We start from the raw sequence: 26,260 nt of genomic DNA, 5'->3' as shown, positions 1-26,260 counted from the left end.
TCGGGCTCAAATTCAAAAAAGGTCAAGTATTGATTTGCATTTCTTTATAATTATTGAGGAGATATATTCTCTATCGTTGGGGGTGGTATAATCCGTCCCTTGCCTTCCATTCCCAAGCAATACTCATAGGATCGCGGTTCCGGGACCAACTCAAAAATTCTTTAGCGCTCTTGTTTTCTCTTTCAGCGACGAGGCCTTGGGAAGTGACACCAAGTCTTTGGGCAAGACTTTCGTTTGTCCTAGGCTGTAGTTCAACTTGTGTGTGTTGGTACGGGTACGCAAGTCTTCGCGGTTTAGTGTTGCCCAATCTCCCAGAGGCGATAGACCGTTCGATTAACTCTAGCTTCTTAGTGATAACTTCTAGTTTTGTCTCCACCGAGGAGCCTTGAGCAACAAGATGGGATTCCAGTTTCAAGAGCTTTTCTTCTAACGGTTTGACTGATTTATTGCCTGCCGTTACATCGATATCATTATTGATATCAAATCGGAGTAGCAATTCCTCTAAGGCTTGCAGCAAGGCAATTGTATGACCCTGCCTGTGTAGTTTTGATAGTCGCCGAACCACCCCAATGAGTGGAACGGGCACACGAATCATCTCGCTTGGTGGGGATTTTTGGTCTGGCATTTGATATCATTATTGATATCGACTAATTAATTGTAAAAGGTTTGGCGGAACCTTGGAATTTACTGAGTATTAATTGTGTCCATATTTTTCAAAATTGTTACAAATCGACACAATTTGCGACGGCAGTGATCATGCCCAAGCGCTAAGACCTTGAATTTATCGAAATTCAACGTCCACCTCAATTTAAAGGTGTTGGTAAAGCACTATTAAATTTCGCAATTCCTTAGAAGTGTTGAGTTAGGGTTAGAAGGTAGAGTTGGGCTGCATTCCCTACCAAGGGCTGAAAGATTTTACGAAAAACAAAATATGTTTAACTGCGGGTCTGAAGAAGACTATGATAATTGTTCTTCGACCCCAAGAGTTGAAAGGTTTTGTCCATTTACCTAAACGCGCTTGTTGTAGAGCGAACTTATGTAGGGCTTAATTGGTGTCGGCGTTTAAGTAAAGATTATGAACGACTACCAGAAACCTTAGAGACTTTTATCTATATTGCAATGATACGTATTATGATTCGACGCCTCGCATAATTTTTGACCTACTTCGACTTTTAAAACATCATCTGATTTTTGCGAAGCTAGGTACACCTTTATTCCTTCTTCGGTGTTAAGCGTTAAGCGTTAAGCGTCTCTACTTTGTGATTCACAAAAATCAGATAGGATTGCTATAACAAAACTAAGTATATTAATGATAAATATTATCGGTATAATCAGAATTAGTTTCATAGAATCCAAAAGGAACTGATTGATGACTGGCAAAAACCGCAACCGCTATCCTTTAAACTGGGATACTATCGCGCTTGAGGTCAAATCAAAATCTGACTGGAAATGCACGCGCTGCGGTATGCAATGCTTACGTCCAACTGATAAAAAAGAAGGATTATCTCGTAGGGAACGCAGCATCAAAACATTAGTTGTCCACCACTGGAATTACACGCCCGAAGACAATCGAAACGAAAATCTCGCGGCTTTATGCAGCAGCTTATGTAGAATCCACGTCGTAGAAAGGTTGATGTGACTGACTTTTGTTCAACTCTTCTACAACGTAACCCATGTTAACTCCTTTTTCAAAAAACAGAAAAATTTACAAAATGTAACTGGTATTTTTGACTCAGTACCGCACTTTTGGGTGCCTAATTATTAAAATCATTGTGTTGATAGATTCTTGCTCCCGGATCAGCAAAAACGTGGTTGAGATGACTGTAAAAATTGCCTACGAACTTGACAAATGGCTGAAATCGAAGTGGCAAAGAGATACCCGATTCTACACCTTAACCCTTTGCCAAAACCTATTTGGAGAGTGGATTATCACCAAAACTTGGGGCAGTGCCATCTATCGAGGATTCGGCAAGTCAAAAGATTTAGATTGCAAAGATTATCAAGCTGCTTTAATAACTTACTACAAGCTGCAAGAGCGAAGGTCCAAGCGAGGGTATAAAAGAGTTGACCCTGAGTCAAGATATTGATGAATTCTCATTATCTTCCATTTTCGCTTTAGCTATTCGCCAGGAGAGTAGTTCATAACCTGATAAAAATTCATCATTACTGACTCTAACCAAAATTTCTCCTTGCTGTATAGGTAAATATTTTTTCGGAACATCCTGACAGAAACCACTCTCAATAGCCTGACGATACCAACGTTCAAACTCATCCTCAAGAGGAGTCATCGCCTTCTGAGGAACATTAGGTTCAGCTTCATCACGAATCATTGCCAGCAAGCAAGCGCCGGGACTCTCAATGCTGTTATGGCTTCGGTACTGCCTGAAGGCGGATATTGCCAACTTCACCCTCTCTGGCTCATGTTTGGCTATTTCCTGTTTTAATCTAACACCGATTTTGATGCCCATTTCGGTAATTAAACGAGTAATCTCTTGAGATAGATTCTTGAATTCGGCACTATCAGACTTGTTGGGAACCGAGTTCAAAGAAACAACTTTTGGGGATGATTCAGGTGTGGTCAAATGCTTAATTTGTGTTCGCAGTCTTTCACATTCGGATCTCAACTCGAAGATTTCAGCAACATGACCCCTCAAGTTCTGATTCTGTCGCTTTAATTCTTTATTTTCAGCCTCCAGTTCTCGAATCCGTTGCTTGAATACTTCAGAGAGAGTTTTGAGGCTATGGGGTCCAGGTTGTTTCTCCTCTAATGAGTTGAGTTGTTGTGTTTTTCGCGATTGTAAATCATGAATGTATTCAGTTAATTCTGTCCATTTGTAGAGGTAGGAAATGGAACAGCCAGCCACCTTAGCAATATTGGGGAAGGTCAAGGGTTTACCGCTTTTTTGAATCTCTTCAATAGCGCGAAACACTTGTTCACGTTTGTGCTGTTTTCGCTTTTGTTGAGCTGACCGAAGGACAGCAGCCTGTTTTTCCCGATTAAGTTGCTTCGCCATTAGCAACTCTCCTCAAATCTGATAGCCATTTATCCATTGCTTCTAGGGTAGCCTTGGATTCAGAATAGGCGAGGGCAGCCCCGGCTTGTTTAGCTGACTCCATGCGTTTCTGTTCTCCAGCATATTGCCGTTCATAAAGAGGTAATTTGTTTGTACTGGGGCGGAAACTACCACAGCCGTAACATTTGGGATAGAGGTTGTAGATACAGTTTGTTTTGGGGTCAAGGGTGCAGTGACCATAAACCGCCAAACGAGGTGAAATTTCCAGGTCGAGTTCGTAGGCTCTTGGGTTTTTGAGAAGACTTTCAGGTAAGGTTTGCCAGGGTTGGGTCTAAACGTAGAAAAATCTGCCAGCCTCCGGAAAAATCGCCCATGTATAAATACTCCTGCATACCATCAAAATCTCAGGTTTGGGCGATTTTTCCGCCCAGATCGTTGGCGCTAAACCAACTAATTAGTAATGAGGCTGGCAGATTTTTCCGGTTTTAATGAAGCGGGAGGAAGCGGTTTTGTGAATTCAGTAGAAGTTCCTGAAAAGGTAAATCTACTGCCGCTACTTGCTCCCTAGTGGGAGGCGCATAGTGCTGAAATGTCGTTTCACTACTGAGGTGGTCAGCATAGAGTTGAGCTGCTTCCATTCCATGTTTAGCCCTCACTTCTTGCAGGCGACTAGCGCGGGTAATCTTACCTGTAAAGTAGGGTCTAATACCATTGCTATCACGGATGTCTTCTTGCTCTATCAACAGACGAATAAGACGAACCATTGAGTTTTCATCTGCTGTTACTTGCGGGGGTTTGGGTAATGGTTTGATGCTAGAAAATGATGGGTAAGAACTCTGTTTAATACTTCTAAAATGACAAAACAGATAGGAGTAATCTGAACCTAAGGTTTTCCTAATCCATTGCTGTTGTTGTTCAATAACTCGTCTAATCTCACGAGAAGCAGGTAGTCTGTGCCATCGTTCCACTTTATGCTGATAAAACTTGATATACCATTGACCATTTTCTTCAACTAAACAATCAAAAGCCATCTGACAGATATCTGCTGGACGAGCAGCCGTATATTCTTGCACTAAGTAGTGACGAGCAACAGGAGCAGGAATTTTATCGAGATGCTGTTTAATTCCTTGACGGGTGATTTCATCCAACCAATCCACGTCCTGAATTGTCTGTTTAGGAATATCTCGATGACGAACTAAGCTTTGAGATTCTAATCCTAAAAAATCAAAAAAATCTTTGAGGATATATAGCTTTTCTCGAATGGTTCGATTACAGTTACTTTGATTGAGGTCGAGAAAGGTTAAGATGAGTTCTCGCTTAATATCAGGGAGTTGGTGGACATGATGTTGCTTCAAAATTTGACTAAACTGACGCAAAGTCACTAGAGAATTCATCGGTTTTGCGCTAGCAGAATACCTACCTGATTTGAGTAAAGAATATAGATATTGCTTGACTAGGACACGAAACCACTCAGGTTTAATTGACTTAAAGTTAAGGATTTTCACGGGTGGGTTTTTGATAAAATGGCGAAAATCCCAAACATCATCATCAAAACAGAAATTTAATAAAGTTTCTTGTTGTTGATACCCAACCCAACTGCCATAACTTGTGGCGTTAGGGTGAAAATTTATGTGGCAGAAGTAACAGCGACAATTACTCTGGCTGCTACTCGTCCCAAAGGTCTCGTAAATCCATCCTTTCTGTCCATCAGGGCCAATTTGATGGCACAGGGGATTAGGACAAACTAAATGCTGGCGATAACTGTGAAACTGAGGTGGAACTTGACAACAAAGCAGAGTCTTAAGGGAGCAAGAGTTACATCCTAGTTTGAGTTGACAACTAAGTCCATCGTCATAATGAAATTTGCTTATTTGTCCTTGATTACACTGAGGACAAATAAATTCGCCAACATACTGTTCTGCCCAATTGACTGATAGAGTTCCTTGAAGAGTTTGGTGAATGGAAATTGGTAAATGTTTAAATTTACCAGTCAGGTATGTTACTTGATGACAAAAATCACATCCCAATCTCAGTTTGCAAACAGATCCTTTCGAGTAAGAAAATCTGTTGAGTTGTCCCTGATGGCAATGAGGACAGATAAACTCACCAGCATAATCTGTCTTCCAATTGACTTGTAAAGTACCGTTAAGGGTCTGGTGAATTGAGATAGGTGGGTGTTGAGGAACTTCACAAGTTAAGTTGGTGATCTGAGAGCATGAATCACATTTAAGTCTCAGTTTACAAATTGGTTTTTGAGAGTGATGAAAATTGTTAATTTTTCCCTGGTTGCAGTTGGGACAAATAAACTCGCCAGCATAATCTGTTTGCCAATTTACTTGTAAAATACCGTCAAGCGTTTGATGAATTGAGATGGGTGGTGACTTTCTCAGTTGACAAGAGAGGGGAGTGGATTTGTGGCAAGCTTCACAGCTTAATTGAATTTGACACAGTGTTGTCTTATCGTAATAAAAATGGCTCAATCGTCCGCGATTACAAAGGAGACAAACGAATTCATGATTATAGTTCTCTGACCAATTTACTTGTAAAGTACCGTCAAGGGTTTGGTGAATTGAAATTGGTGGATGCTTGCGTTTACCCATTAGTTTTATGCTCTTGAAGATGTTGTAATTCTGACAAACCGTCAAGACGTTTTTGGATTAAAGCTAATAAGTTATTAATCTCAGTCACTCGTCTTGACTGTCCATTTTTTTGCGCTTGATAATGGTCTTGCTGTAAGCGCTTCAAGTCAGCTTCTAACTGTGATTTATCTTCGGGTGTTACGCGATGATGAGGACAGCTTAGACAGGCATAGCGATGTTGACAATCTCCTAACATGGTAGGACGATGACATTCTCCCAAGGGGGTACTAACTTTGAGGAGATTAGCTAATTTTTCATACCTAGTTTTTCTTGGTTTAAAAGAAGTAACTCGACCATACATATCTACATAACCTTTGAGATTAGCTTCTTTTTCTAACCTGATAAGCGAACGCTGACGATAATGAGGTAGCATATCTAAGGAACTGTGACCTAGTACGGCAGCGATATATTCATCCTCTACTTCACAATGAGCCATAATGCTGGCTTTTGTGCGACGAAACATATGGCTAGTTAGTTTAAATCTGTTGCCATGTTTGTCTTTTAAGTCTGCTACCTCTCGAAAATTAGTTAGCCAGGTACTAATTCTCAATCTGGTAATTGTTTGGGGTTGATAGCACAGTACTGTATCTAATTCTCTGTCAGCCCAAGGAATACTTTTTTGGGGACTATAAACGGTACAAAATAGTTTATCGAATTCAAAATCTCTTCCAAATTGAGCATCGAGGAATCTCTGCTGTTCTTGAACTAATTCGGCTACCTTAGGATGAATCTGAACAAATCGCCAGTGTTTGCGTTTTTCAAACCAACGTAGTAACAACCATTTGTCGCCTTCCTGTTTGAGGCTATGGCGTGGCATAGTGAGAATTTCTCCAATGCGGCAACCTAAAACCAATTGCAAGCGAAACAGTCTTTCAATTGTCGGGGGGAATAAGTCAAATTTTTCGTAGATTTGGTAAAGTACTTCCTCTGGAATTGTCTCGATTTTAGGAGAATTTTGTTTAAGTTTGATGGGGATAAAGGAAATTTCTAGCCACTGTTCTTCTTTCCAAAGATTGAGGGCATAAGCAATCGCATTCTGACGATTACCGCTATTAATTTCGCTAATAAATTGATGGAGGAGTGCTTCTGTCAAAGATTGGGGTTGTGTATATCCATGATTACATAAAAAACGATCTAAATGGTTTAAACAGCCAAGGCGATGAATAATACGACCGAGGGAATATCGCTCTCGAATGCTGGCTTTAATGGTTAGTTGGGTCAGATGTTTTAACCAAGGGAGTGAAAACTTGTGAAAGTAGAGATGATAATGTCCATTAATTCGACATTCTTCTTGGCTATAACCTAACTCTAACAGTGACCAAACATCTTGATTCATTAAAGGGTCATTAATCCACTGTTTCCCTAACTCAGAGAGTGCAATTCGCTCATGTAATGTCTCTGAGGTAAATGCTGAAGCCATTAATTTTCTTCTTCTCTTAAGTATTGCTCTAGGGTCATTTCATCAAGAACATGACTGTAAATGTCTTTCGTTGTGACAATTGAACGATGTCCTAAAAGCTGTTGTACATATTGGTCAAGATAATTATCTTGCAGCATTCTAGTAGCGAAGGTATGGCGAAATAAGTGCGGATGTGCTTTAATTCCTGTTCGTTTATGGAGTTGGTCAAATAATTTATTTAAGCGAACTAAAGACATCGCTTGTCCTACCCACTTACCTGATAAATTGACGAATAACATTCCATGTCCCAAAGTTTCGGCTCTATGCGGATATTCTTCTAATAAGTAGGCATGAAAGGTCTCTTGAATAGCTGACCGTTGGAAAAGAATGGGGATTTCTCGTTCTCTTCCTTTAGCCATTGCGCGATTAGGATTGTCTTCTCTGCGTACAATCCGAATGCGTCCACTGACATCTAAGTCTTTCACATCTTCCAGGTGTAATCCTAACAGTTCTCCCCGCCGCACTCCTGTTGAGCGCAGCAGCATGATAATTAACCTGTCTCGATAAGTTGTACAGGCGTTGGCTAAGGCTGCGACTTCTTCATCTAGTAGACAACCACCGAAGAGTTTCGGTTCTTTTATTTTGATGCGTTTGCTCTTTTGTGGATTGCTTTTAGCGATTCCTCTAAGAAAGCCTCCTCGTTTTCCCCAACCGTGCGTTAGTTTCGTGAAATGTTTTTCCTCAATCCTGCCCTCAATTGTGTGATAGGTATAGAATTCAAGGATGGCGGTGACTGCTTGATTGACAGTGCGAGGACTCCTTTTGGCAACAATTTCTCTAACATTTTCTGAGATTGCTTCAACTTCACCACCTAGCAAGTACCAATTCACAAAGTCTGCCAATTCATTTAACCCAACCTCATACCAGTTGAGAGATTTGGATTCTAGCCAGCGCCAAAAGTCTACCAGTCGATAAGCGTATGTACTGACTGTGTTAGGTGCTAATTGTCGCTTTCTACAATAGTTCAAAAACCTTTGGATTGGCTCTATGGGTAAGCAGGTTTGGTAGTCGAAGACACAGCTAAATCGTTCTTCTGTGTGAGGGGATATTGCCCATTCTACCTTGGCCATTTCTACGTTGTGGAAATTAATTTGTTTCTACCCTAACGCAAAAATTAGGGCTGTTGTTGTTGTTATTTCTACGTTGTAGAAGTGGTTGTTGTTGTCTATATAAAGCAGCTGTCACATGCTGTTCCATACGCGACGACGGGGAAATATATCACCAGGACAACTCTCTTTGTGGTAACAAAACCAGTAATTTAAGACAAATCAATTGAAGATATATTCGTAGCCAGTTGATTTTGTAGAATTGGAGGGGTATACCTGGGATTTGAAGCTGCTAGGTTTGAAATTGCGGTAGCTATTAACAACTACATAAGCTAACGCTTGATGTAAATAGAAAGCTCGGATATCGCTTCAGAAAATAGCTAGTTACTATTTATATCAACAGGAGTTAGAATCATGGAATTAGCACAGTCTATGCTGACGGGACTTCTCTTCATTCTTATTTACGGATTCTCTAGTCTCTTTATTTTCCAATTTTTGTTAGAGATATCCGTCGCTTTTGAAAAACACTGCAACTGCACTACATCTATAAAACATACAGTAGCAACAACCGAAACATTAACTGAAAAATCCAAGATTCGGACATCTGACAAGAGCAAAAATAAAGTATCTACAACCAAACAAAAGTGTTCCCTTCACAAGAACTATTTAGCCTATAAGTTAAATACGGAATAGCATTTAACCAATTAGATGAGAAATATTAAGTAGATGAAGTTGAACTTGAGCAAAGAATAAAGAAGAAGGGGTGTAAGGGTGTAAGGGTGTAAGGGTGTAGGGGGGGGAAAGCACTTCTGTTGGGGTTAATGACCCCAACCGATTAAAGACACCGTATTTGACGGTGGGGTTTTAAACCCCATTGCTCCTGGGGGCGGGGTGTACATTTTCAACTCTTTCCCCTACACCCCCACACCCCTACACCCCTACACCCAGGAGCGAAGCGATAAGCCTCCTTGGAGAAAGCGAGCCAGCAGAGTTTGAAAAGCTCTATGTGGCAATGGAAAAATTCTGGGAGGTTGAAGTAGTGAATCTCCAAGAACGATTAAGGGAACTTAAACTAATTTCGGTATAGGCAGAGAAGGTTAGTATCCTGTATTACGCCAACGCAGTTGATCTGTAAGAGCTTCGATTAGTCCCTCTGCTTCGCCTCTCCCAATACCCTCTAAAATTGCAATTGCCTTTTTTAGGTTAACTTGGCAGTCTTCTGAGTATCCCTGCATTGTATCTTCTAAAGCATGATTTAAAGTATACTCACTTAAATCAGCCACTTCTAAGTGAAACAGCCAATATGCTAATGTTGCCCGCAATGCCAGCTTATCAACCGGGGTAAGTTTTTCTAGTGTTGTGCCAAAATACTCGACAAGTTGGTCTATTTGCTGGGCTTGAATGTAATATGTAGTACACTTACTCATCTTGACAAATCTCCTAATTCTTTCTCTCTTGCAGGTAACCCTGGCGGTAATCTTTTTTCTTCAAACTCGATGCCTGACGGTATGACCACTGCTTCATAGGAGTAACCTTCTCTACATTCAGTAGTTGACGACGATAAGTATCGTTACCCGTTAGTTGTGCTAGAGCACCAGCGATAAACCGAGCGCAGCGTTCTGGTTGAGACGAGACTTGTTCCTCTGCAAACCGAATAACTAGCCAGTTTGCATCAACAAAACACTTGTTTCTATAGTCGTCCTCACCAATGCAGTGGGTAGGCTTCCCAGTCGCAAATGAGATAGGTTCGTCTACTTCGAGGTCTATGTGTAAGCGCGTATTAGGCTCGACAATAAGAAAATCAGCCGTATATGCTAACTGATGTCCTGGAGGAAGCATCACTTGTTGTGGGAAAACAATCTCACCGAAATAATGTTTGAGAACATTTTCAAACAACCCTTCACTCGCACCGATTGGTGCATCTCCCTGTCCGTCCGGAAAAACTAAAGGAGTAAACTGTTTTTTCTCTTTAACTAACTCTGGGATAACAACAATTGGATATTCTGGTGTCTTTGCCATAGCTGCACTAACTCCTCATACCACATGGCTCAGATGAGTTGTTACAGTCAGATTGTAAAATCTTCATATTGATTTTTTGAAAAACGAAAAACGTAAGGATTCAGGAGAACTCTTCGCAATTATCTACATTCACAACCAGCAATTCAATCAACAAAATACTGAAAATCAACTAACTTTTTTCTAATGTTTTTCATCCAAAAATTAGAAAATTATCAGCTGCCAATTCCATCCCTTCTAGTTAGGATTGCTTCTAAGAAGCTACAAGCAACACTAAATGAAATCCAGCTTTAATTGTCTAGAAGACCTTCTTGCCAATAATTATCCCGTCATCGCCTGCGAATCCCCCCTCCAAGAACGTCACCGCCTCCTCACCCGTATCGCTGCTTACTGTCAAAATACAGGTAATAAAGCTTACATATGGAATCTCAATGAGTCCAGTATTAAGGAACTAGCTGTCGGCGTGAAAGAAAATCTCATTCTGCGAGAGTTCAATGACTATAAACCAACCGTCAAACAAAATAAAGAAGACTATTTTCAAGTACTCAATTTTTGGAAGGGTTATTCTGAAATCGGGATATTAATTGTTGAGAATATCTTCCCTTGGATAAAAGAAAATAACAATCAATCAGCCGATTTTTTGATTGTATCGTCATGGATTAAGTCGTCCCTAATTAACCTCAAGCATTCCAACCAAGATAGCGGGAAAACTACTATATTACTAGGACACCACGCCGAGATAACAAGCGAAATGGCGGCTATTATTCCTTTATGGACACAAGAACTGCCAGATACACAAGAAATTATTGACAATTTAATTAATAGTAAAATTCTCCCTTCAACATATACAGACCAAGACTGGTTGGAAATTGCATATAGTAGTGCTGGATTGTATATTTCTGATATTATTTCTTGCTTCAAAGATATTGAAAAAACTCACCCTACCGGAAATTCCAGCGAGATAGCTAAACTTCTACTATCAAGAAAAATTCAATTGCTCAACCGCTTGTATGATATAGAGTTTTTACCTCCACCAAAAGTGCAACTTGGGGGATTAGAACTCATGCAGGAATCCTTCAAAAAGTTCAAGCGATTGCTCACCCCGCGTGCCAAACAATACAATCTGCGTGTACCCAAGGGTATCATGCTCGTAGGACCACCAGGAACGGGAAAATCACACTCAGCAAAAGCCTGTTCTCAAAATATGGGGATTCCCCTCATCATGGTCGATTGGGGTAACTTTAGAAGTTTTGGTAATCAAGCAGAAGTTAAACTCAAACGCTTATTGCGACTGGTAGATAGGCTTAACCAAGTAATTTTGTATTTTGACGACTTCGATAAAGGCTTCGCTGGGGATGACGACCTGGCCAAACGGCTTGCGGGTCAGTTGTTGACTTGGATGCAAGAGCGCACATCAGACGTACTGGTCATCGCGTCGGTTAACCGGATGGAATGGTTACCACCCGAACTCACCCGCGCTGGACGGTTTGACTATTTATTTAAGGTAGACCTACCCAACAATGGGGAAAGACATACAATATTTAAGCTTCATGCCGCCCGATTTGACAAGCGCTTCCGCAATAGTAACGACCCCTGGAGCGAGGACGAATGGCGGCGTATCCTGAAAGCGACTAACCGTTGCGTAGGATCTGAAATCCAGACGATTGTTGAGCGTGCTGCTTTTAGTATTTTTTGCACGATGACAGCAGAAGATACCTACACATCCTCAGAACTCCCACCCCTAGAATTAACCATTGAAGCGCTGCTTGAAGAACGCCGCCAAATCAACCCGCTTGCTATCCGCGAAGCCGATAGAGTCGAGTCGATGCGTAATAAAGCTGACCAACAAGCTTTACCTAGTAGCCTGCGAGATGAAAGTAAGTTTGCTGTTGGAAACATCAATATTTTCAGCTAGCAAACGTCAGAAATCAGTTATCAGTTATCAGTTATCAGTTATCAGTTTGAAGAAGAATTCAGCAATTCTGAATTCAGTATTCAGAAGGAAGAAATAAAGAACTGCGACTTCTGAACGCCAGGTGCTTTATGCCGGGAGACCCGTCCACCGCACTGGCTCCTCCTGACTTCTGAACGCCAGACACCTACGGAGGGAGACCCTCCCGCAGTGCTGGCTCCTCCTGACTCCTTCACTGTTTACTGTTTACTGTTCACTGTTCACTGTTTACTGGTCACTGGTCACTGTTCACTGTTCACGCTCTTTAACCACCTTATCACTTTACTTATCTAAAATTATGAAAGTCACAAGACCAACCACTCAAAGAATAATTCAAACAAAAGGCGCACAAACTTCACCAAAAAGCCTATTCTTCAAAATTCTCTTTGTCGTTGGACCAATTGCTGGTTTTACTGCTGCCCTCTCACCCCTATCACTCTACTTTTGGAATCATCAACCCCAGTATCTACCTATTGGTGCAACCTTTACTAGTAATAACCAAACTATCACACTAGAGGTAGCTAGAGTTGCCCAAGAACTATCCAAAGGACTCAAATTCCGCAAGTCAATACCGAACAACCACGGGATGCTATTTGTTATCAACAAATCAGAACCAATTAGCTTGTGGATGAAGGATACTCACATTCCCCTAGATATGATATTTCTTAAAAGTGGAGAAATTAAACATATCGTCAGGAATGTACCACCCTGTACAACTCAGGAATGTCCTAAATACAATTCAGTGTACCCTGTAAACCAAGTCATCGAATTACCTGCTGGTAGTGTAGATTCTTTAGGGTTAAATAATGGAGGATTTCTCAAAATCAATCTTAAATAGCCTCAACTCCTAATCAAACAACATATTAGTAAATATCAGGCATTCAATCCCTAAAGATCATGGTCTTTAGGGATTTTACTTTGCTTAAAGATAGTGGCCAAATACACTTTTATTTTTGTCAATCCATAAATGAGAGCGTCAATCTTGGGATTCTTGTTGAGCCGCTCGTTGCACTTGTGAGATTGTTAAGTTAAGTAACTCAGCAATCTCTTCGATTGTCATACCACGCGTCAGCATCCGGGGCACCAGCTCCAGCTTCACTTCATGTCGTCCCTCTTCCTTGGCTTCCTGGTAAACTCTAGTTTCTTCTAGATTAACTCCTAACATTGCTTCGACCTCCTCGCGGCTTAGATTGGCAAACTTGTAAACGGCGATTGTAGTGATCACCTCTATTATCTCGTCCTTGAATGGGTTAGCAGTCTCCTCCACCCGCACCCGCTCAATCAACCGTCTTGCCTGATTAACCATCTGAGCTTCGGGGGCGATGGTCAACTGCATCAGGCTAATCCCCACAGGCTGTTTATCTGGGTTGCCCAACTCATCAAGATAAATCCGTCGCACCTGTGAACCAGCAAGGAGCGAGCGATGTATCGCGGTGTTTTCTGGTTCTAAGCTGCGAGACTGGAAGATGATAATCCCGTACCAGTCATCGTAGAGCGCGGGATTGCGATACAGGTACAGCAGAGACTCTGAGAAGAAGCGATGGTAGAGCAACTCATCCTTTTGAAATTGCACTTCTGCAAAGAAGACAATTTGAGGCGAAGCATTAGGTGGTGGTAAGAATACGCCATCAATCCGGAACGTCGGTTCCTTCACTTCAACCGACTCAAAGCGGTAGTTCCTAGCATCCGGTGGCGGTTGCTCCACTAATTCAAAAAGTAATCCAGGGGAACGCTTGAAAAGCGCTTGAAAATGGCATCTCGTCTCACAAACGTCTCCGGTTCACTTTTGTTTTTGCTCTTACTATTTTTACTCCTGAGTTTAGCAAATCACCAGACGGCTAACACACCCTATTAATTTGCCAACAAATCTCACGGGCGATCCACCCGTATTACGCCCTCCGGTTTATCACCCACAACCAAGCATGAGAATCAACTTTCGCCGGTTCCTATTTTCAAAACAGACCTCCACTCGCTGTCGCTTACAACAAAGTATGTTCAACACCGTCCATCTTTGAAAGACTTATGGGCAATATAGCTCAAAACAGTCTTGCTACGCGACCACGGTTTCCCCTAAATACCTCGGCTTCGGAAGGAATTTTCACACAAGAAACTGTTAACTATATTTATTTGCCTATACAACTCTGAACTATGGTGAGTACCTCAGGTCAAACATTACGAAAAAAGTTACTGATTTAAATATTGGAATTTGTCAATCAAAAATCTGATAATTTTTAACTAACAAACTTTCCGAAAAAATAGTGTCTGAAACTAGAAAATTATTAGATGCTTTGACGGATAGAACCCTCATAAAATAGGTTTACAAACGAGAAGTTGGAGCAAGGACTCAGGACTGGTCACTCACTTCTTGATGACTCCTACAAAGTTTCATTCACTCTTCAATCAAAATCATCTACTTTTTTATGAGAACACACTACGAATCCGAATTTGATAATGACCGCGTTAAGAGCTATGAAGAAGAATATGGATATCCTGCTCCTGTTCGCCGCAAGCGTAATTGGAAAGAAAATGGCACAATTGCTGCATTAATGGTAGTGGGAACTGGGTTAATGATTGTAGATATCTCGATTCACAATATGGTGATAGCAAGTTTGGCATTTTTAACTGCAGGAGTTGCCCTACTGCCAAAAGAAGCAAACAGTCTACTTGCCAATATTGATAAATTGCAGCGCAGGTATGGCATCAACATTTACACAATACTGTTTGGAATTGTTAGCACGATTTTTCTACTCGACTTTGCTGTTGCACCAGCCAACGCACAGTTTATGAATAACGCAGAAACATTTTTCAAAAACGCCTCCTACTTTCCCGGAATTGACGCCAAAGTTATCGGTTTTATTTTTGCTGTATTACGAGGTTTGTTCCTCATTTACCTGGGTATCGGTCTAGTACGGGTTGTGCAAGCTGCCCGCAATGATGAAGACTGGCAAACCATTGCTAGAACACCAATTATCGTGGCTATAACTGTTGTTGTTGGTGACATTCTTGCTGCATTAGTCGTCGGTGGTGGTACTGGCGGTTAATAAATGAAAAGAACTCAGCAAGTCCTGATTTAGTATTCAGGAGAATAAGAAGAATTAAAGAAGAACTCACTATTTTATTCTAACTTCTGACGACTGACGTCACGAGTGCTTTCTTGGTAAAAATGGACAAACCACGACGCGAATTCCGTACTGTCAACCACATCCTTGGAAAACAGCCGCGCTTCGGACCATTGAGCGCCGACCAAATAATTCCCTGGAGTGCGATCGCACTCATTGGGTACATGGTTGTCAAAGGATTTATGCAACAATCATGGTTAGCAACTGGTATAGCGATCGCTTGGGGATGGGCAACCTGGTGGACAGTCTCTTCAAATCAAGCCTTCTTCGGTAAATTTATCGGCACACCCCGCATCATTCGTGGCTACAAACCATTTGTCTCGCTTGTTCATCCTCCCCAGGAACCAAAATTCAGGAAAAAGCGCAGGGTGTAGGGAGCAGGGGGAGCAGGGGGAGTAGGGGGAGCAGGGGAGGCAGGGGAAGCAGGGGAAGCAGGGGGAGTAGGGAGGAAAGAGAGAGTTATTTTTTGCACACCCTTACACCCTACCCCCTGTTCAATAGTTCTTTCGCTTCTTCACTGTTAAGCGTTCCCCATTCCCTATTCCCTATTCGCTGTTAAGCGTTCGCTGTTAAGAGTTCCCTTTCCAAGTTAAGAAAAATTAACGCACGCAACCACACATTATGAGTTCGACCGCCTCAACGAAACAAAAGGATAAGATTGGCAGAAAGTCCTTAGACATAGAACAATTAGGCGTTGTCAAAAACCTCACGCCGTTTGAGGACATTACCCACCTAGCTGGGATTGCAAGTATCTCACTTGCTGGTCGCAACAGATTAGGCGCACTTATTCTTCAGAAAAAACAAGACATCCAAATCAAATTCTGCTTCGACGTCCAAGGAATTCATCCATCGCTACCCTCTGAACAAATTATTCCCATTTTTGAAAATATTGAGGGCGGACTCAAGGAATTACCCGAACGCGAAACCTTAACTATTCACCTTGGCTCATTTACCGATGACTTCCTTCGTCAACAGGAACTAAAAGGAGTTGAACAAAAGTGCGACTTAGAACAATTAACACTACTGATACGTTCAGAACGCCTGCGTGCTAGAGAACTTACTCAAGCAGGAGTCCGCAAAAATAAGTTTTTGCGCTTCTGGTGTACCTATAGCGTCCTTGCTTCTGAAGATAGTCGCTCTCATGATGCAATTGAAAAAACTATTAAGCAGTTGCAGAAAGCATGGTTTCAGTTTACTGGTCAAATTCACGGTATCAGGCAAGAACGAATTGAAACAATTCTACAGGATAGTTTTACCTCTGGGTTCCAACGGTGGGAGCAACTTTTTACTAACTCAATGGGACTTTCGGTACAAGCGCTGACAAGTGAGGAAATATGGTCAGTTCTCTGGAACCAGTTTAACAAGAGCGATGCACATTCGATTCCCAGCCCCCTAATTTTAGATGAAGAGGGACTTCGAGAAGTTCAAACCAGCGACTTTCACATTCGTCACCTGATGCTGGAAAATGAGAAATCTGTTCCTTTTCTTGATCGCGCTTGGGTAAAACTCCAAGATAAGTATATTGGCGTTCTCCAATTTAGCGAAAAACCCCAAGGATGGGTTGATGAATATGCGCAGCTTCGATACCTCTGGGAAGTTATATCTAAAGAAAAAATCTCCGATACCGAGATTATTTGTCAGCTATCTAAAGCCAATCAAGGACTAGCAAAAACTGCTCTGCAACGAATTACCAAACAGTCAATCACCTCTTCTGCGATGTCTTCTCAAAAGGGGTCAATTGATGTTAAGTCAAATATGAATATTGAGGAGGCAGTCAAAGCACAAGAAACTATCTTAAAAGGGTCAATCCCAATTCATACCGCCGTTGTCTTCTGTATGCATCGTCATAGTCGCACTGCACTAGATGAAGCTTGCCAATATCTATCTAGCTGCTTTTTACGTCCTGCTGTTGTCGATAGAGAAATCGAATATACCTGGAAGACTTGGTTGCAATGTCTACCTATTGTTTGGGAGAATTTACTTACTAAACCCTTCAACCGTCGTCTTCCTTATTTCTCCTGTGAAGTACCAGGACTCATGCCTTTAGTGCGAACCGCTTCAGCAGATAAATCTGGATTTGAGCTAATCGCCGAAGAGGGAGGAACTCCGGTACATCTTGACTTGTACAACCAACATAAAAACTTAGCTGTATTTGGTACTACCCGTACTGGTAAGTCTGTACTAGTAGCAGGATTATTAACACCAGCTTTGGCGCAAGGTATCCCCGTTATCGCCCTGGACTATCCCAAACCTGATGGGAGTTCCACATTTACCGATTATACCAAATTCATAGGAACAGAAGGGGCGTATTTTGATATTAGCAAAGAATCAAACAATTTATTTGAATTACCCGATTTGAGGGGGTATGAACCTGAAGTTATTAAGGAGCGCATGACTGATTTCAAGGATTTTTTGAAATCAACGCTCCTGACAATGGTACTAGGGACAAACCCGATAGGAGTCAGTCCCACAATGATATCAAATATCGAGAGTATTATTACAATTGCAATTGAAACATTCTTTAATGATGATGATATCAAGCTTCGGTATAAACTCGCCCTAGAAAATGGAGTAGTCACAACAGAATGGGCAGATATACCAACTCTTAAAGATTTTTACAATTACTGCTCACCGGGATTTATTAAGCTTGATTCCATTGCTAATAATAGTAAAGAAATACTTGATGCATTAGACCACATTAGATTGCGACTAAAGTTTTGGTTAAATTCACGAGTAGGTCAATCAATTGCTAATCCATCTAGCTTTAAAACTGATGCCAGACTACTCGTATTTGCACTGCGTTCACTTTCTTCAGAAGCAGATGCAGCAGTCCTCGCACTCAGCGCTTATGCAGCTGCCTTGCGTCGTGCCCTATCATCTAAAGCAAGTATCTTCTTTCTTGATGAAGCACCGATTCTCTTTTCTTTTGAGTCAATTGCCGAACTTATTGGAAGGCTCTGCGCCAACGGTGCAAAAGCTGGTATACGTGTTATTTTATCAGCACAAGAGCCAGAAAGTATATTTCAAAGTAAATCAGCTCCCAAAATATTCGCTAACATTACCACACGACTCATCGGGAGAATCCAAACATCTGCAGTAGACCCGTTTGTTAACCGATTTAAATACCCATCAGAAATTATCTCACGCAATAGTACCGAAGCTTTTTTCCCAAAACGGGAAAGTATTTACTCACAATGGTTACTTGATGATAATGGCAAACTGACTTTCTGTCGTTATTATCCTGCTTATTGCTTACTTGCAGCAGTAGCAAACAACCCAAACGAGCAAGAACTGCGTACTTTATTCCTCAACAAATATGCCAATAATCCAATGCTTGGAATGGTGAGATTTTCTGAGGCTTATGTACAGATGATTCGAGGAAATGAGTTAAGTGAAGAAGCGAAAGAACTACTTGATAAGAATAACCAAAAGCAATTGAAGGAGAAGTCAGGAGGAGGCAGTGCGGTGGACGGGTTCCCCGGCATAAAGCAACTGCCGTTCAGAAGTCAGGAGTCAGAAGAAAATGCTGTTCGCGCAGCGTGCCCTACGCGCATATACTGAATTCTTCTTACTCTCCTAAATACTGACTTACGAAATAGCTGAATTCTTCTTCTTATTCTTCTGAATTCTGACTGCTGTATAGCTGAATTCTTCTTCAATTCTTCTTCTTACTCTCCTGAATTCTGACTCCTGACTCCTGACTCCTAAATTCTTACAATTTCTCCACCAAATGTATGAAAATCAAGTTAAAGTTGAAACCGAGTAAAGTAGTCATAATTGGATCAGCGATTGGTCTGGTGACTCTGCTAAGTGCAGCCCCCAGTTATGCCTTCTCAGTGAAAGATTTTTTTAATGAGATTTTAGGTGAACTCAATAGCTATTTTGAAGAAACCAAAAACGAACTTACCGCAGTGATAAATGAAAGCTGGGGTGGGATGAAAGGGGAAGCAAAAACTGCTACCAACAACTCAACCGGAACTATGGGTTTACCAGACCCTGTAGAAAGTGCAGACAAACTAAAAGATCAACTCAAAGCGACGGGTAACTGGAACGAAAGCAATACTGTAGAGGGTGCAGTTGCTGCTGGTAACGAACTGGAACGCGAAACCACCCGTGCTACAGTTGAAAGCGTCTTGGGAAAAGTAGGTCAAGAACGCACCAAAAAAGAAATCTCTCAGACGCAACAAACCGTAACTGAGGTGCAAGAACTTGCCAACCAGGCTCAAGATATGGATGCTTCGCAGAATATCCTCAAGGTTATTTCTGCCCAAAATGCCCAAATTGTCTCAATGTTAGGACAGTCCCGTACTGATGGACTGCAACAAAGGCACGATGTACAGCAAACTAACCTTATGCTATCCCAAATCGCCGAACAAGGTGCAAGCGATCGCCGCCGTCAAAACCTAATAATGGACGGTATAACCGCTCAATACATGGAAATCAGCGGGTTTAGCTCCCTCAAAACCACTGCTGGTAAATAGTTTGCTGTAATCAATGGTCATGTGGACACTCACTTCAAATCGAGAAACTCGCCCACAGGGGTGTCCTCTCTATTGCACCAGATGACCCTCTCGCCACCAAGTCATCAAAGCACCATGTTAGAACATCTCATCATCGCCACCGATCCATTTTTCGGACAAGACATTTTAGAAAATGCTGCTGGTGGAGCGCAACTGGTAGCAGAAGGATTTAACGAACTTTGGCAAGAAACCCTCAACGGTAACTTGTATGGCTCGATGTGCAAAGTTGGTCAGTTTTTCGCGATCGCTACTCTCACCCTTTTTATGGTCGAATTGGGCAAAAACTGGATAAATCAAGAGGACATGAAAGCTCTCTCCAGTTGGATATGGCCTATTATAGTTGTTGGGCTACTAACGAGTAATGGCACATTACTTAGAAGTGGAACACTCGCCATTCGAGGATATATTAATACTGTCAATAATGATATTCTCGAATTTACCGCTGCTGGAGCAAATTTAGAAGTAGCGTTCAACCGAGCCGTTGGCAATATTGCCCTTCAACAGCAAGTCGGAGCAGCAATGGAAAGATGTCGCTCAATTCCAGGTAACACTACTGATTCAATCGCCTGCTTGCAGCGAGCAGAAGCCGAACTCAAAACATCTGCACCTAAATTATTTCATGGAGTTGCCCCTGACAGCGGTAGCTGGGAATTTAACCCCCTCAAAAGTTTGTCAGATGCTAAAGACGCACTCGAAAACCTCTCCCCCGGTCAAATTGCTGAAAAAATTGGTAACTCCATCACCAGTGCAATTGGTTCGATGATAACCGGGTTTGTTGCGGTCATCCTTCTGGCTCTAAACAATGCTTACCAATGGGGAATCGAGTTCACAATGCTTTTAACCGCTTTACTTGGTCCATTAGCAGTCGGTGGTTCGCTACTTCCCTTTGGTGCTAAACCCATTTTCGCTTGGTTAACTGGTTATTTTTCAGTTGGAATGGCGAAACTTTGCTTCAACATCATTATTGGTTTGTGCGGACAGCTTATTGCTAATTCCGAACAAAACCAACCTATGATATTTCTCCTTTTCGTTGGGTTGGTATCACCCATTCTTGCATCAGCTCTTGCCGCTGGTGGTGGAATAGCCGTTTGGACGGGACTAAGTCAGGTAACATCATTTGGGGCTGAAGTTGCAGCAGGAATTGCCACTGGTGGAGCAAGTACAACTGCTACCGTTGCTGTGAATGCAACCAAGTTTATTGGTAACAAAATCGGTAAGGTCAAAAATAATTAATAAGAATGCAGGAGTCAGGAGGAAACCCGCCCACGGCGCTGCCTCCTCCTGACTTCTGACTCCTAACTTCTTATAGTAATTAACAAATAATTATGCTTAAATCTAAGTCTAAATCTCAACCAGCCCGCCTCCTCAGTTACGGTCAATCTATCTCTACACCTATCGGCATGGCAATCACCATAACAGCAGGAGGAACTATCCTATCTGTCTTATTACAATTGGTAAATCTTGGAATAAGTTCTGGTACAAACCGTTATGTCAAAGGTATGACAGTTGTTCAACTTCGAGATGGATCTACCTCAATAGCTAAGTTTGTTGGTCCCAACGAACGTGATGACGAAACTATCAAAAGATTTGTCTCGGATAGTATGATGAAAATGTTCGGTTGGGATGGACTAATCCAAGCCAATGAAAATGGCGAAAATGTTACCAAACCTGACAAGGGAGTAGAAATAAAAACGACAAAAAATAACAGAAAAAGAATTCCAACTAGAGCATGGTCAGCAGCATTTGCTCTATCTGAAAATCAAGACTTTCGAGCAAGCTTTCTCAAAAGAATTGCTGAAATGGTTCCTGATGGCGTATTCAATGGCGAATCTCAATTTTCACTTGTTACTCGCTATATATCCAAACCCAGAAAAATAAAATATGGGAAATGGGAAGTTGATTATATTGCGACACTAGTAGCTTTTGATAGAGAGAGAAACTCAGGAAAAGGGATTGCCTTCAACAAAACAATTACCATCTCAGCTATCGATACTCCCAAGCTACCAGCCAATCCAACTGAACTCGACGAAAAAATTTATTCTGCTAGACAATCAGGTCTAGAAATTACTCAAATTATCGATTACGATCTTTTGAAGAAGAATTCAGGAGGAGGCAGCGCCGTGGGCGGGTTTCCCGACTTGGGGCGACTGCCGTTCAGGAGTCAGGAGTCAGGAGAGTAAGAAGAATTGAAGAAGAATTGAAGAATTCAGTATTCAGCAAGTCCTGATTTAGGAGAGTAAGAAGAATTGAAGAAGAATTCAGCATTTTATTCTGGTTCCTGACTCCTTTCTTGGTAATTAGTTTTTAAAAAAATTATATAGGACTCCTCCGCAGATTTTTGCGAGGCTAGGTACACCTCAAAGAGCCTTCTTTCCTGTTAAGAGTTTTCTCCCTACGCAAGTAATTTCACCAAATCAAACCGAATTCTTATATGTTACAGTTACACGAAAATCATCATAATGTTTCTGATGTAGATAGTTTTCTACCATTCGATAGTGAGGAGAAAAAACATGAGGAAGTAGACGAGAATCAGGAGAATAGTACTGAAGTAGAAGATGAACTTGAAGGAGACGAAGACCCAGCTTTAATAAAAACTAAACACGATTTTGTCACATCCCCTTGGTCAAGATTAGGAATTATTGGTGGTGCATTTGGCGTAGGGTTTTTATTGGTATTTCTTGTCCTTAACGGAATGATGAACGGTAGTAAAACTGGCTTAAAACCAGAAGCTACCCCTACCCCTAGTCCCACTACTACCCCGTCGGAACAGAAAGATGGGGATGTTTACGCCAAACTCGCCCTTGCCAAGCAACAAGAAGAACTTGATACACTCAATGGCAAGAAGGATGAGAAGGAAAGCAAAGCTGAAGCTAAGATACAACCAACAAAAGCAGAAACGCGCCCCACACAACAAAAAGTCGTCACTCAAGAAACTCCTCCACCAAGAAGACGTGTCTATCGAGAACCAGCAGCCGAACCAGAGTTGAAACCAAGACGTAGAGAAATCGCCTCTCAACCAATACCACCTTTACGTCCTACTGCTCCCGTCTCGAAAATCCCCCGTGTGAGTCATTCTAACCTCACTCATTCCTTACTGACAAAAGCTGTAAATAATAACCAAAACCAAACCGTCGCGAAGAACCCACTCGCCGAACTTGAACGGCTGCGTAGCGTGGGAAATGTTGGTCAGGTTAAATATGCACTCACCGCTTTCCCCAGCACAACCGAAAGCACAAGCACGAGTACAAAAGAGGTTACTGCTACAACCGGAGAAATAAGATCCACAGCAGAAGTTAATACTACTCGTTCCCGTCGCCGCAGCCGTCGTAACGAGAGTACTGACACAACCAACAATAACACGATTGAGGAATTACGTCCTCGTTGGAAACCTACCATCGAAAGTAATAGCCCAAAGTACGCAGATAATGAAGAAAGCAGCCAAGCTGTAAATGTGAGTTATGACTACCTCAGCGAAGAAGCACAAATTCTTTATGAGAGAAAACCACAGTATTTGGTTGTTGGTTCATTTGCAAATGCAACCTTGGTCACTCCTCTGGTTTTACCTCAAACAAGTCATAACAATAACAACCGTTCGCAAGCACAAACAAATACGCTACGGTTTGTTGCCCAGTTAGATGAACCACTTTACAGCAATACAGGCGAAATTGCCATTCCAAGAGGTACGCAAGTCACAATCACAATGCTTGCAGTCGATGACTCATCAGGCGTGTATGCTGAGGTAACAACTATCCTTAAGGACGGAACTGAGTATCCAGTATCACCTGGTACAATATCAGTCTTAGGAGAAGCAGGTTCGCCCCTCATCGCCAGACCTTACAAAGATAAAGGACCAGAAATTGCCAAATACGATGCCACTTTAGGAACAATTGCTGGTATCGCCAAAATTGGAGAAATTATCAATAAATCCGAAGAGGTCACAGAAGATTTACCTCTAGGTGGAACAAGAACTCGCACTCGCAATAACAAGCGTAGCATTGAAGGTGCTTTCGTTCAAGGGTTTTTTGGCAAGTTGAGCGATACAGTCAGCAAACGCACTGAACGCGCCACTGAGGAAATCAATCGCCGTCCCAATGTTTGGTACGTACCTAAAAACACCAAAATCACTATCAGAGTCGATAGGTCATTAAAGCTGTGAAATTCAAATATATAATCTATTTTAGTCTAATTCACCTCTGCTGCGCGTCCATATTTGCACCCTTAAAACCTGTATTTGCAAATACCATCCGTCAAGTTGCAGCATCACATGTGTCAGGAGAAACCGCCCAATTACAAACTGTCAAAGTTTGGAACGGACATGGGGTATCTATTTCGTTTTACCGTACTGGAGAAACTATCAAAAAAATCTGGCTGGACGATCCCTCAAGGTTTGTTTTTGACGTTGACGGATGTCTTGAAGGGCTAGGCAGATGCTCTGGTAGTAGTACAGGGGCAGGATTGATTCACATTCGTCGCATCGAGAAAGTCAAAATCCCTGGTCTACCAGAAGCCCCCTACGGCGCGCACATGACGGTCATTACCGAATCCGGGTCAACTTTGAAAAGCTATCACTTCCGGATTGTACCAGGTAGTGGTGCACCCCAGTACAGCCAAATTGAAATTGTTGGCGATACCCCAAGCAAGACTCAAGAAACAAGACCAGAAGTTAGTTATACAGCTTTATCTGACAGCAAATATATCACCAAGGGAATGCAGATTGCCCTCTCCAAGCAATGGGTAACTACAGATAGTACACTCTGGCAACGGCTAAATCAACTTATCGAGTTATGCTCCCAAGGAGAGGAACTTGTTGCTGCTGCTAGCACCGCTGGGGTATCGATGCAGTTGGTTGAAAAACTCATGTTGCTAGGTGGTAAGCGCGTCTTAGAAGTACCATCACCACGCAGTACCCCCTCTGCAACTCAAACAAACTTTGTTTTAAATCAATAATTTCAATCAATAATTTTAAGTAATTATGGATAACGAAAACCTGACTCCCAATTATCAAATCCCAGAAGCCGTAACCGAAGTAACTGCAATCGTACCAGTAGCACTTGTCAGTCAGGAAATCAACAATAATAAAACTAATCGAGCGCTTCAGTATCGCATCTCGAAACTAAATACCCTACGCTACCTTATGGTAGTTGGTCTTGCTGCAGGACTTGCCTTACACGGACTCATCCGGTTTGGGGGTAGCTATAATATCGGTAGTCTCCTATTTGAAGGGAAAGCTGTAGCCGCCACTGGCTTAGAGGAAAAAACCGGGCAACCTTCAGTTGAACTCACGAAGTATTCAAATTTGAACACTTCGACAAATAAAACAGAAGAAACCAAAAAGTCGCAGCCAGTTGCTACCAAATACGTCAACGGTGCACCAACTCCTGATTGGAGCAATATCACGTTCAAAAATATGAAGTTTGGGGACGCAGGTAGCGTCGAATTCCCCAATATCAAAAACCCCGGTATGAAGCAAAGGCGTACTTGGAGTGCAGGACAAAGCCTTGCGGAAGTTATGGAACTGGGCGATTTTGAGGCTACTGAATTCAAGATTGAAGATTTCACGCTTGAAGATATCGCTGACATCACAGGTATTCAACTCAAAAATCTCAAACTCTCGGATTTTGAGACACTGAAATGGCAAACACTTGCAGATTTTGCACAAGCAATTCCCAAGTTTGAAGATTTAGAAGTGGGAACAATCCCGCCAATTCAAGAACTAGTCACCAAAGTTACGGGTTTAAGCGCAGACTACCAAACTGTTGGTGAGGTACTCGATAACTATCCTGAACTTGCAGAAGCCGAACTCGGTAAGTATGTCCAGCTTGATAAGTATAAACTAACCAGCATCCCCGGCATCCAACAAGCACAGTTTAAAGACTTCTACAACTGGCAAAACACCACAATCGGTAAGATTCCGGGACTGGCAGATGTACCATTTGACCAGTTCTCTAGTTTACCAATTCCCGATATGAGCTTCATTGGTAAGGTAGACTTACCCCTTGGATCGCTTGAAGGCGGACGGTGGAAATCCATCTCTGGTAGCTATCAAGACGGGTTTAATGTTTCGTGCGAGAAAAAATGCGGTCACATTGAGGTTTCAGGAAGTGATATTGTTACTGGTTCACAATGGATGTCCGGCAAAGACCAAAAGGTTAAGGGTGGATTTGGCATCTTAGGTAAACTCAACGGTGGAAAGGAACCCACCGGACGCCATCCATTTGGCAAGTCTTTCAAGCAAGTTATCTGGGACGTTAAAGAAGCTGATGGTAGCATCACCACCGCAATGTTTTTCCGTATCTGCAAGCGGGGCGGATTTGTTGACTTGGGATGCAGTCCCTACTTCATTGGTCCGGTTCCCTTTTTTACCTATAAAGAGATGGACACCATTATCCTTGGTACACCTCTCAAAGTCCCTCAAAAACCACTATGAAGAAGCAGGGCTGATTCATTCCGTAAGGGTAAGAATTTTGTCAATATCATGGTTTGAGTCGAGAGGAGC

At 42.0% G+C, this 26,260-nt stretch carries 22 protein-coding genes and 2 pseudogenes; 15 read left to right on the top strand and 9 right to left on the bottom strand.

The window, feature by feature from the left end:
- Positions 1-70: 70 nt before the first annotated feature.
- Positions 71-625, bottom strand: coding sequence for a hypothetical protein (locus tag DP114_RS33595; protein WP_171978404.1), 555 nt, complete (start codon positions 623-625; stop codon positions 71-73).
- A gap of 158 nt (positions 626-783) precedes the next feature.
- Between DP114_RS33595 and DP114_RS35580 the strand changes: the two are divergent.
- The 4 genes and pseudogenes from DP114_RS35580 to DP114_RS33580 form a co-directional block, all read left to right on the top strand.
- Positions 784-1,012, top strand: a pseudogene (locus DP114_RS35580) (hypothetical protein); the annotation flags it as partial.
- Positions 966-1,152 (top strand): annotated as a pseudogene (locus DP114_RS33590) (transposase); the annotation flags it as partial. The pseudogenes DP114_RS35580 and DP114_RS33590, both read left to right, overlap by 47 nt.
- Positions 1,153-1,369: 217 nt before the next feature.
- On the top strand, positions 1,370-1,639 hold the full coding sequence (locus DP114_RS33585) for an HNH endonuclease (RefSeq protein WP_169264102.1): 270 nt from the start codon (positions 1,370-1,372) through the stop codon (positions 1,637-1,639).
- A 178-nt stretch (positions 1,640-1,817) separates the two neighbouring features.
- The gene (locus tag DP114_RS33580) at positions 1,818-2,087 is read left to right on the top strand and encodes a WGR domain-containing protein (protein WP_169264101.1); all 270 of its coding nucleotides are present in this window, start codon (positions 1,818-1,820) and stop codon (positions 2,085-2,087) included.
- Here the strand turns inward: DP114_RS33580 and DP114_RS33575 are convergent.
- The 7 genes from DP114_RS33575 to DP114_RS33545 form a co-directional block, all read right to left on the bottom strand.
- On the bottom strand, positions 2,076-3,014 hold the full coding sequence (locus tag DP114_RS33575) for a DUF6262 family protein (protein ID WP_169264100.1): 939 nt from the start codon (positions 3,012-3,014) through the stop codon (positions 2,076-2,078). The genes DP114_RS33580 and DP114_RS33575 overlap by 12 nt on opposite strands.
- Positions 2,998-3,264 (bottom strand): hypothetical protein, encoded by a 267-nt coding sequence (locus DP114_RS33570; protein WP_246163647.1) that lies wholly within the window; start codon positions 3,262-3,264, stop codon positions 2,998-3,000. The genes DP114_RS33575 and DP114_RS33570 overlap by 17 nt, the downstream gene beginning before the upstream one ends.
- A 235-nt stretch (positions 3,265-3,499) precedes the next feature.
- Positions 3,500-5,614, bottom strand: coding sequence for an integrase (locus DP114_RS33565; RefSeq protein WP_169264099.1), 2,115 nt, complete (start codon positions 5,612-5,614; stop codon positions 3,500-3,502).
- Complete coding sequence (locus tag DP114_RS33560; RefSeq protein WP_169264098.1) at positions 5,607-7,073, bottom strand: tyrosine-type recombinase/integrase; 1,467 nt, start codon at positions 7,071-7,073, stop codon at positions 5,607-5,609. Before DP114_RS33560 ends, DP114_RS33565 begins: the two co-directional genes overlap by 8 nt.
- The gene (locus tag DP114_RS33555; protein ID WP_169264097.1) at positions 7,073-8,182 is read right to left on the bottom strand and encodes a tyrosine-type recombinase/integrase; all 1,110 of its coding nucleotides are present in this window, start codon (positions 8,180-8,182) and stop codon (positions 7,073-7,075) included. The genes DP114_RS33560 and DP114_RS33555 overlap by 1 nt, the downstream gene beginning before the upstream one ends.
- Positions 8,183-9,255: 1,073 nt before the next feature.
- Positions 9,256-9,585, bottom strand: coding sequence for a hypothetical protein (locus DP114_RS33550; RefSeq protein ID WP_169264096.1), 330 nt, complete (start codon positions 9,583-9,585; stop codon positions 9,256-9,258).
- A gap of 13 nt (positions 9,586-9,598) precedes the next feature.
- Entirely contained in the window at positions 9,599-10,177 is a 579-nt protein-coding gene (locus tag DP114_RS33545) for a hypothetical protein (RefSeq protein WP_169264095.1), read from the bottom strand.
- Between the two features lie 274 nt (positions 10,178-10,451).
- Here DP114_RS33545 and DP114_RS33540 point away from each other — a divergent pair, with 274 nt between their 5' ends.
- Both DP114_RS33540 and DP114_RS33535 read left to right on the top strand, forming a co-directional pair.
- Complete coding sequence (locus tag DP114_RS33540; protein ID WP_169264094.1) at positions 10,452-12,089, top strand: ATP-binding protein; 1,638 nt, start codon at positions 10,452-10,454, stop codon at positions 12,087-12,089.
- A 334-nt stretch (positions 12,090-12,423) separates the two neighbouring features.
- A complete protein-coding gene (locus DP114_RS33535; RefSeq protein WP_171978403.1) occupies positions 12,424-12,963 on the top strand; it encodes a DUF192 domain-containing protein in 540 nt (179 codons plus the stop codon).
- A 138-nt stretch (positions 12,964-13,101) separates the two neighbouring features.
- Here DP114_RS33535 and DP114_RS33530 read toward each other — a convergent pair whose 3' ends face one another.
- A complete protein-coding gene (locus tag DP114_RS33530; protein ID WP_169268354.1) occupies positions 13,102-13,830 on the bottom strand; it encodes an Rpn family recombination-promoting nuclease/putative transposase in 729 nt (242 codons plus the stop codon).
- 715 nt (positions 13,831-14,545) lie between these two features.
- Between DP114_RS33530 and DP114_RS33525 the strand changes: the two genes are divergently transcribed.
- From DP114_RS33525 to DP114_RS33485, 9 genes are all read left to right on the top strand, one after another.
- On the top strand, positions 14,546-15,166 hold the full coding sequence (locus tag DP114_RS33525; protein WP_169268353.1) for a hypothetical protein: 621 nt from the start codon (positions 14,546-14,548) through the stop codon (positions 15,164-15,166).
- 122 nt (positions 15,167-15,288) lie between these two features.
- Positions 15,289-15,618, top strand: a complete 330-nt coding sequence (locus tag DP114_RS33520) for a hypothetical protein (RefSeq protein WP_169268352.1) — start codon at positions 15,289-15,291, stop codon at positions 15,616-15,618.
- A gap of 247 nt (positions 15,619-15,865) precedes the next feature.
- Positions 15,866-18,805 carry a hypothetical protein gene (locus tag DP114_RS33515; RefSeq protein WP_171978402.1) on the top strand — a complete coding sequence of 980 codons (2,940 nt, stop codon included), beginning with the start codon at positions 15,866-15,868 and terminating at the stop codon, positions 18,803-18,805.
- A gap of 173 nt (positions 18,806-18,978) precedes the next feature.
- Positions 18,979-19,725 (top strand): hypothetical protein, encoded by a 747-nt coding sequence (locus tag DP114_RS33510; RefSeq protein ID WP_171978401.1) that lies wholly within the window; start codon positions 18,979-18,981, stop codon positions 19,723-19,725.
- A gap of 114 nt (positions 19,726-19,839) precedes the next feature.
- Positions 19,840-20,997, top strand: coding sequence for a sulfite exporter TauE/SafE family protein (locus DP114_RS33505; protein ID WP_169268349.1), 1,158 nt, complete (start codon positions 19,840-19,842; stop codon positions 20,995-20,997).
- 92 nt (positions 20,998-21,089) lie between these two features.
- The gene (locus DP114_RS33500; RefSeq protein WP_246163646.1) at positions 21,090-21,944 is read left to right on the top strand and encodes a hypothetical protein; all 855 of its coding nucleotides are present in this window, start codon (positions 21,090-21,092) and stop codon (positions 21,942-21,944) included.
- Between the two features lie 251 nt (positions 21,945-22,195).
- Positions 22,196-23,920 (top strand): TrbI/VirB10 family protein, encoded by a 1,725-nt coding sequence (locus DP114_RS33495; RefSeq protein WP_169268348.1) that lies wholly within the window; start codon positions 22,196-22,198, stop codon positions 23,918-23,920.
- On the top strand, positions 23,917-24,711 hold the full coding sequence (locus DP114_RS33490) for a hypothetical protein (RefSeq protein ID WP_169268347.1): 795 nt from the start codon (positions 23,917-23,919) through the stop codon (positions 24,709-24,711). Before DP114_RS33495 ends, DP114_RS33490 begins: the two co-directional genes overlap by 4 nt.
- 25 nt (positions 24,712-24,736) lie before the next feature.
- Positions 24,737-26,191, top strand: coding sequence for a hypothetical protein (locus tag DP114_RS33485; RefSeq protein WP_169268346.1), 1,455 nt, complete (start codon positions 24,737-24,739; stop codon positions 26,189-26,191).
- The last annotated feature ends 69 nt before the right edge of the window (positions 26,192-26,260 follow it).

The sequence above is a fragment of the Brasilonema sennae CENA114 genome (assembly GCF_006968745.1).
Lineage (GTDB): Bacteria > Cyanobacteriota > Cyanobacteriia > Cyanobacteriales > Nostocaceae > Brasilonema > Brasilonema sennae.
Note: the sequence above shows the minus strand (reverse complement) of the source record. Positions and strands in the feature narration are given on the sequence as shown.

Bases quoted from the DNA above. Each gene is read 5' to 3' on its own strand.
- DP114_RS33595 (WP_171978404.1), bottom strand. From the start codon at position 625: ATGCCAGACCAAAAATCCCCACCAAGCGAGATGATTCGTGTGCCCGTT.
- DP114_RS33585 (WP_169264102.1), top strand. From the start codon at position 1,370: ATGACTGGCAAAAACCGCAACCGCTATCCTTTAAACTGGGATACTATC.
- DP114_RS33580 (WP_169264101.1), top strand. From the start codon at position 1,818: ATGACTGTAAAAATTGCCTACGAACTTGACAAATGGCTGAAATCGAAG.
- DP114_RS33575 (WP_169264100.1), bottom strand. From the start codon at position 3,014: ATGGCGAAGCAACTTAATCGGGAAAAACAGGCTGCTGTCCTTCGGTCA.
- DP114_RS33565 (WP_169264099.1), bottom strand. From the start codon at position 5,614: ATGGGTAAACGCAAGCATCCACCAATTTCAATTCACCAAACCCTTGAC.
- DP114_RS33560 (WP_169264098.1), bottom strand. From the start codon at position 7,073: ATGGCTTCAGCATTTACCTCAGAGACATTACATGAGCGAATTGCACTC.
- DP114_RS33555 (WP_169264097.1), bottom strand. From the start codon at position 8,182: ATGGCCAAGGTAGAATGGGCAATATCCCCTCACACAGAAGAACGATTT.
- DP114_RS33550 (WP_169264096.1), bottom strand. From the start codon at position 9,585: ATGAGTAAGTGTACTACATATTACATTCAAGCCCAGCAAATAGACCAA.
- DP114_RS33545 (WP_169264095.1), bottom strand. From the start codon at position 10,177: ATGGCAAAGACACCAGAATATCCAATTGTTGTTATCCCAGAGTTAGTT.
- DP114_RS33540 (WP_169264094.1), top strand. From the start codon at position 10,452: ATGAAATCCAGCTTTAATTGTCTAGAAGACCTTCTTGCCAATAATTAT.
- DP114_RS33535 (WP_171978403.1), top strand. From the start codon at position 12,424: ATGAAAGTCACAAGACCAACCACTCAAAGAATAATTCAAACAAAAGGC.
- DP114_RS33525 (WP_169268353.1), top strand. From the start codon at position 14,546: ATGAGAACACACTACGAATCCGAATTTGATAATGACCGCGTTAAGAGC.
- DP114_RS33520 (WP_169268352.1), top strand. From the start codon at position 15,289: ATGGACAAACCACGACGCGAATTCCGTACTGTCAACCACATCCTTGGA.
- DP114_RS33515 (WP_171978402.1), top strand. From the start codon at position 15,866: ATGAGTTCGACCGCCTCAACGAAACAAAAGGATAAGATTGGCAGAAAG.
- DP114_RS33510 (WP_171978401.1), top strand. From the start codon at position 18,979: ATGAAAATCAAGTTAAAGTTGAAACCGAGTAAAGTAGTCATAATTGGA.
- DP114_RS33505 (WP_169268349.1), top strand. From the start codon at position 19,840: ATGTTAGAACATCTCATCATCGCCACCGATCCATTTTTCGGACAAGAC.
- DP114_RS33500 (WP_246163646.1), top strand. From the start codon at position 21,090: ATGCTTAAATCTAAGTCTAAATCTCAACCAGCCCGCCTCCTCAGTTAC.
- DP114_RS33495 (WP_169268348.1), top strand. From the start codon at position 22,196: ATGTTACAGTTACACGAAAATCATCATAATGTTTCTGATGTAGATAGT.
- DP114_RS33485 (WP_169268346.1), top strand. From the start codon at position 24,737: ATGGATAACGAAAACCTGACTCCCAATTATCAAATCCCAGAAGCCGTA.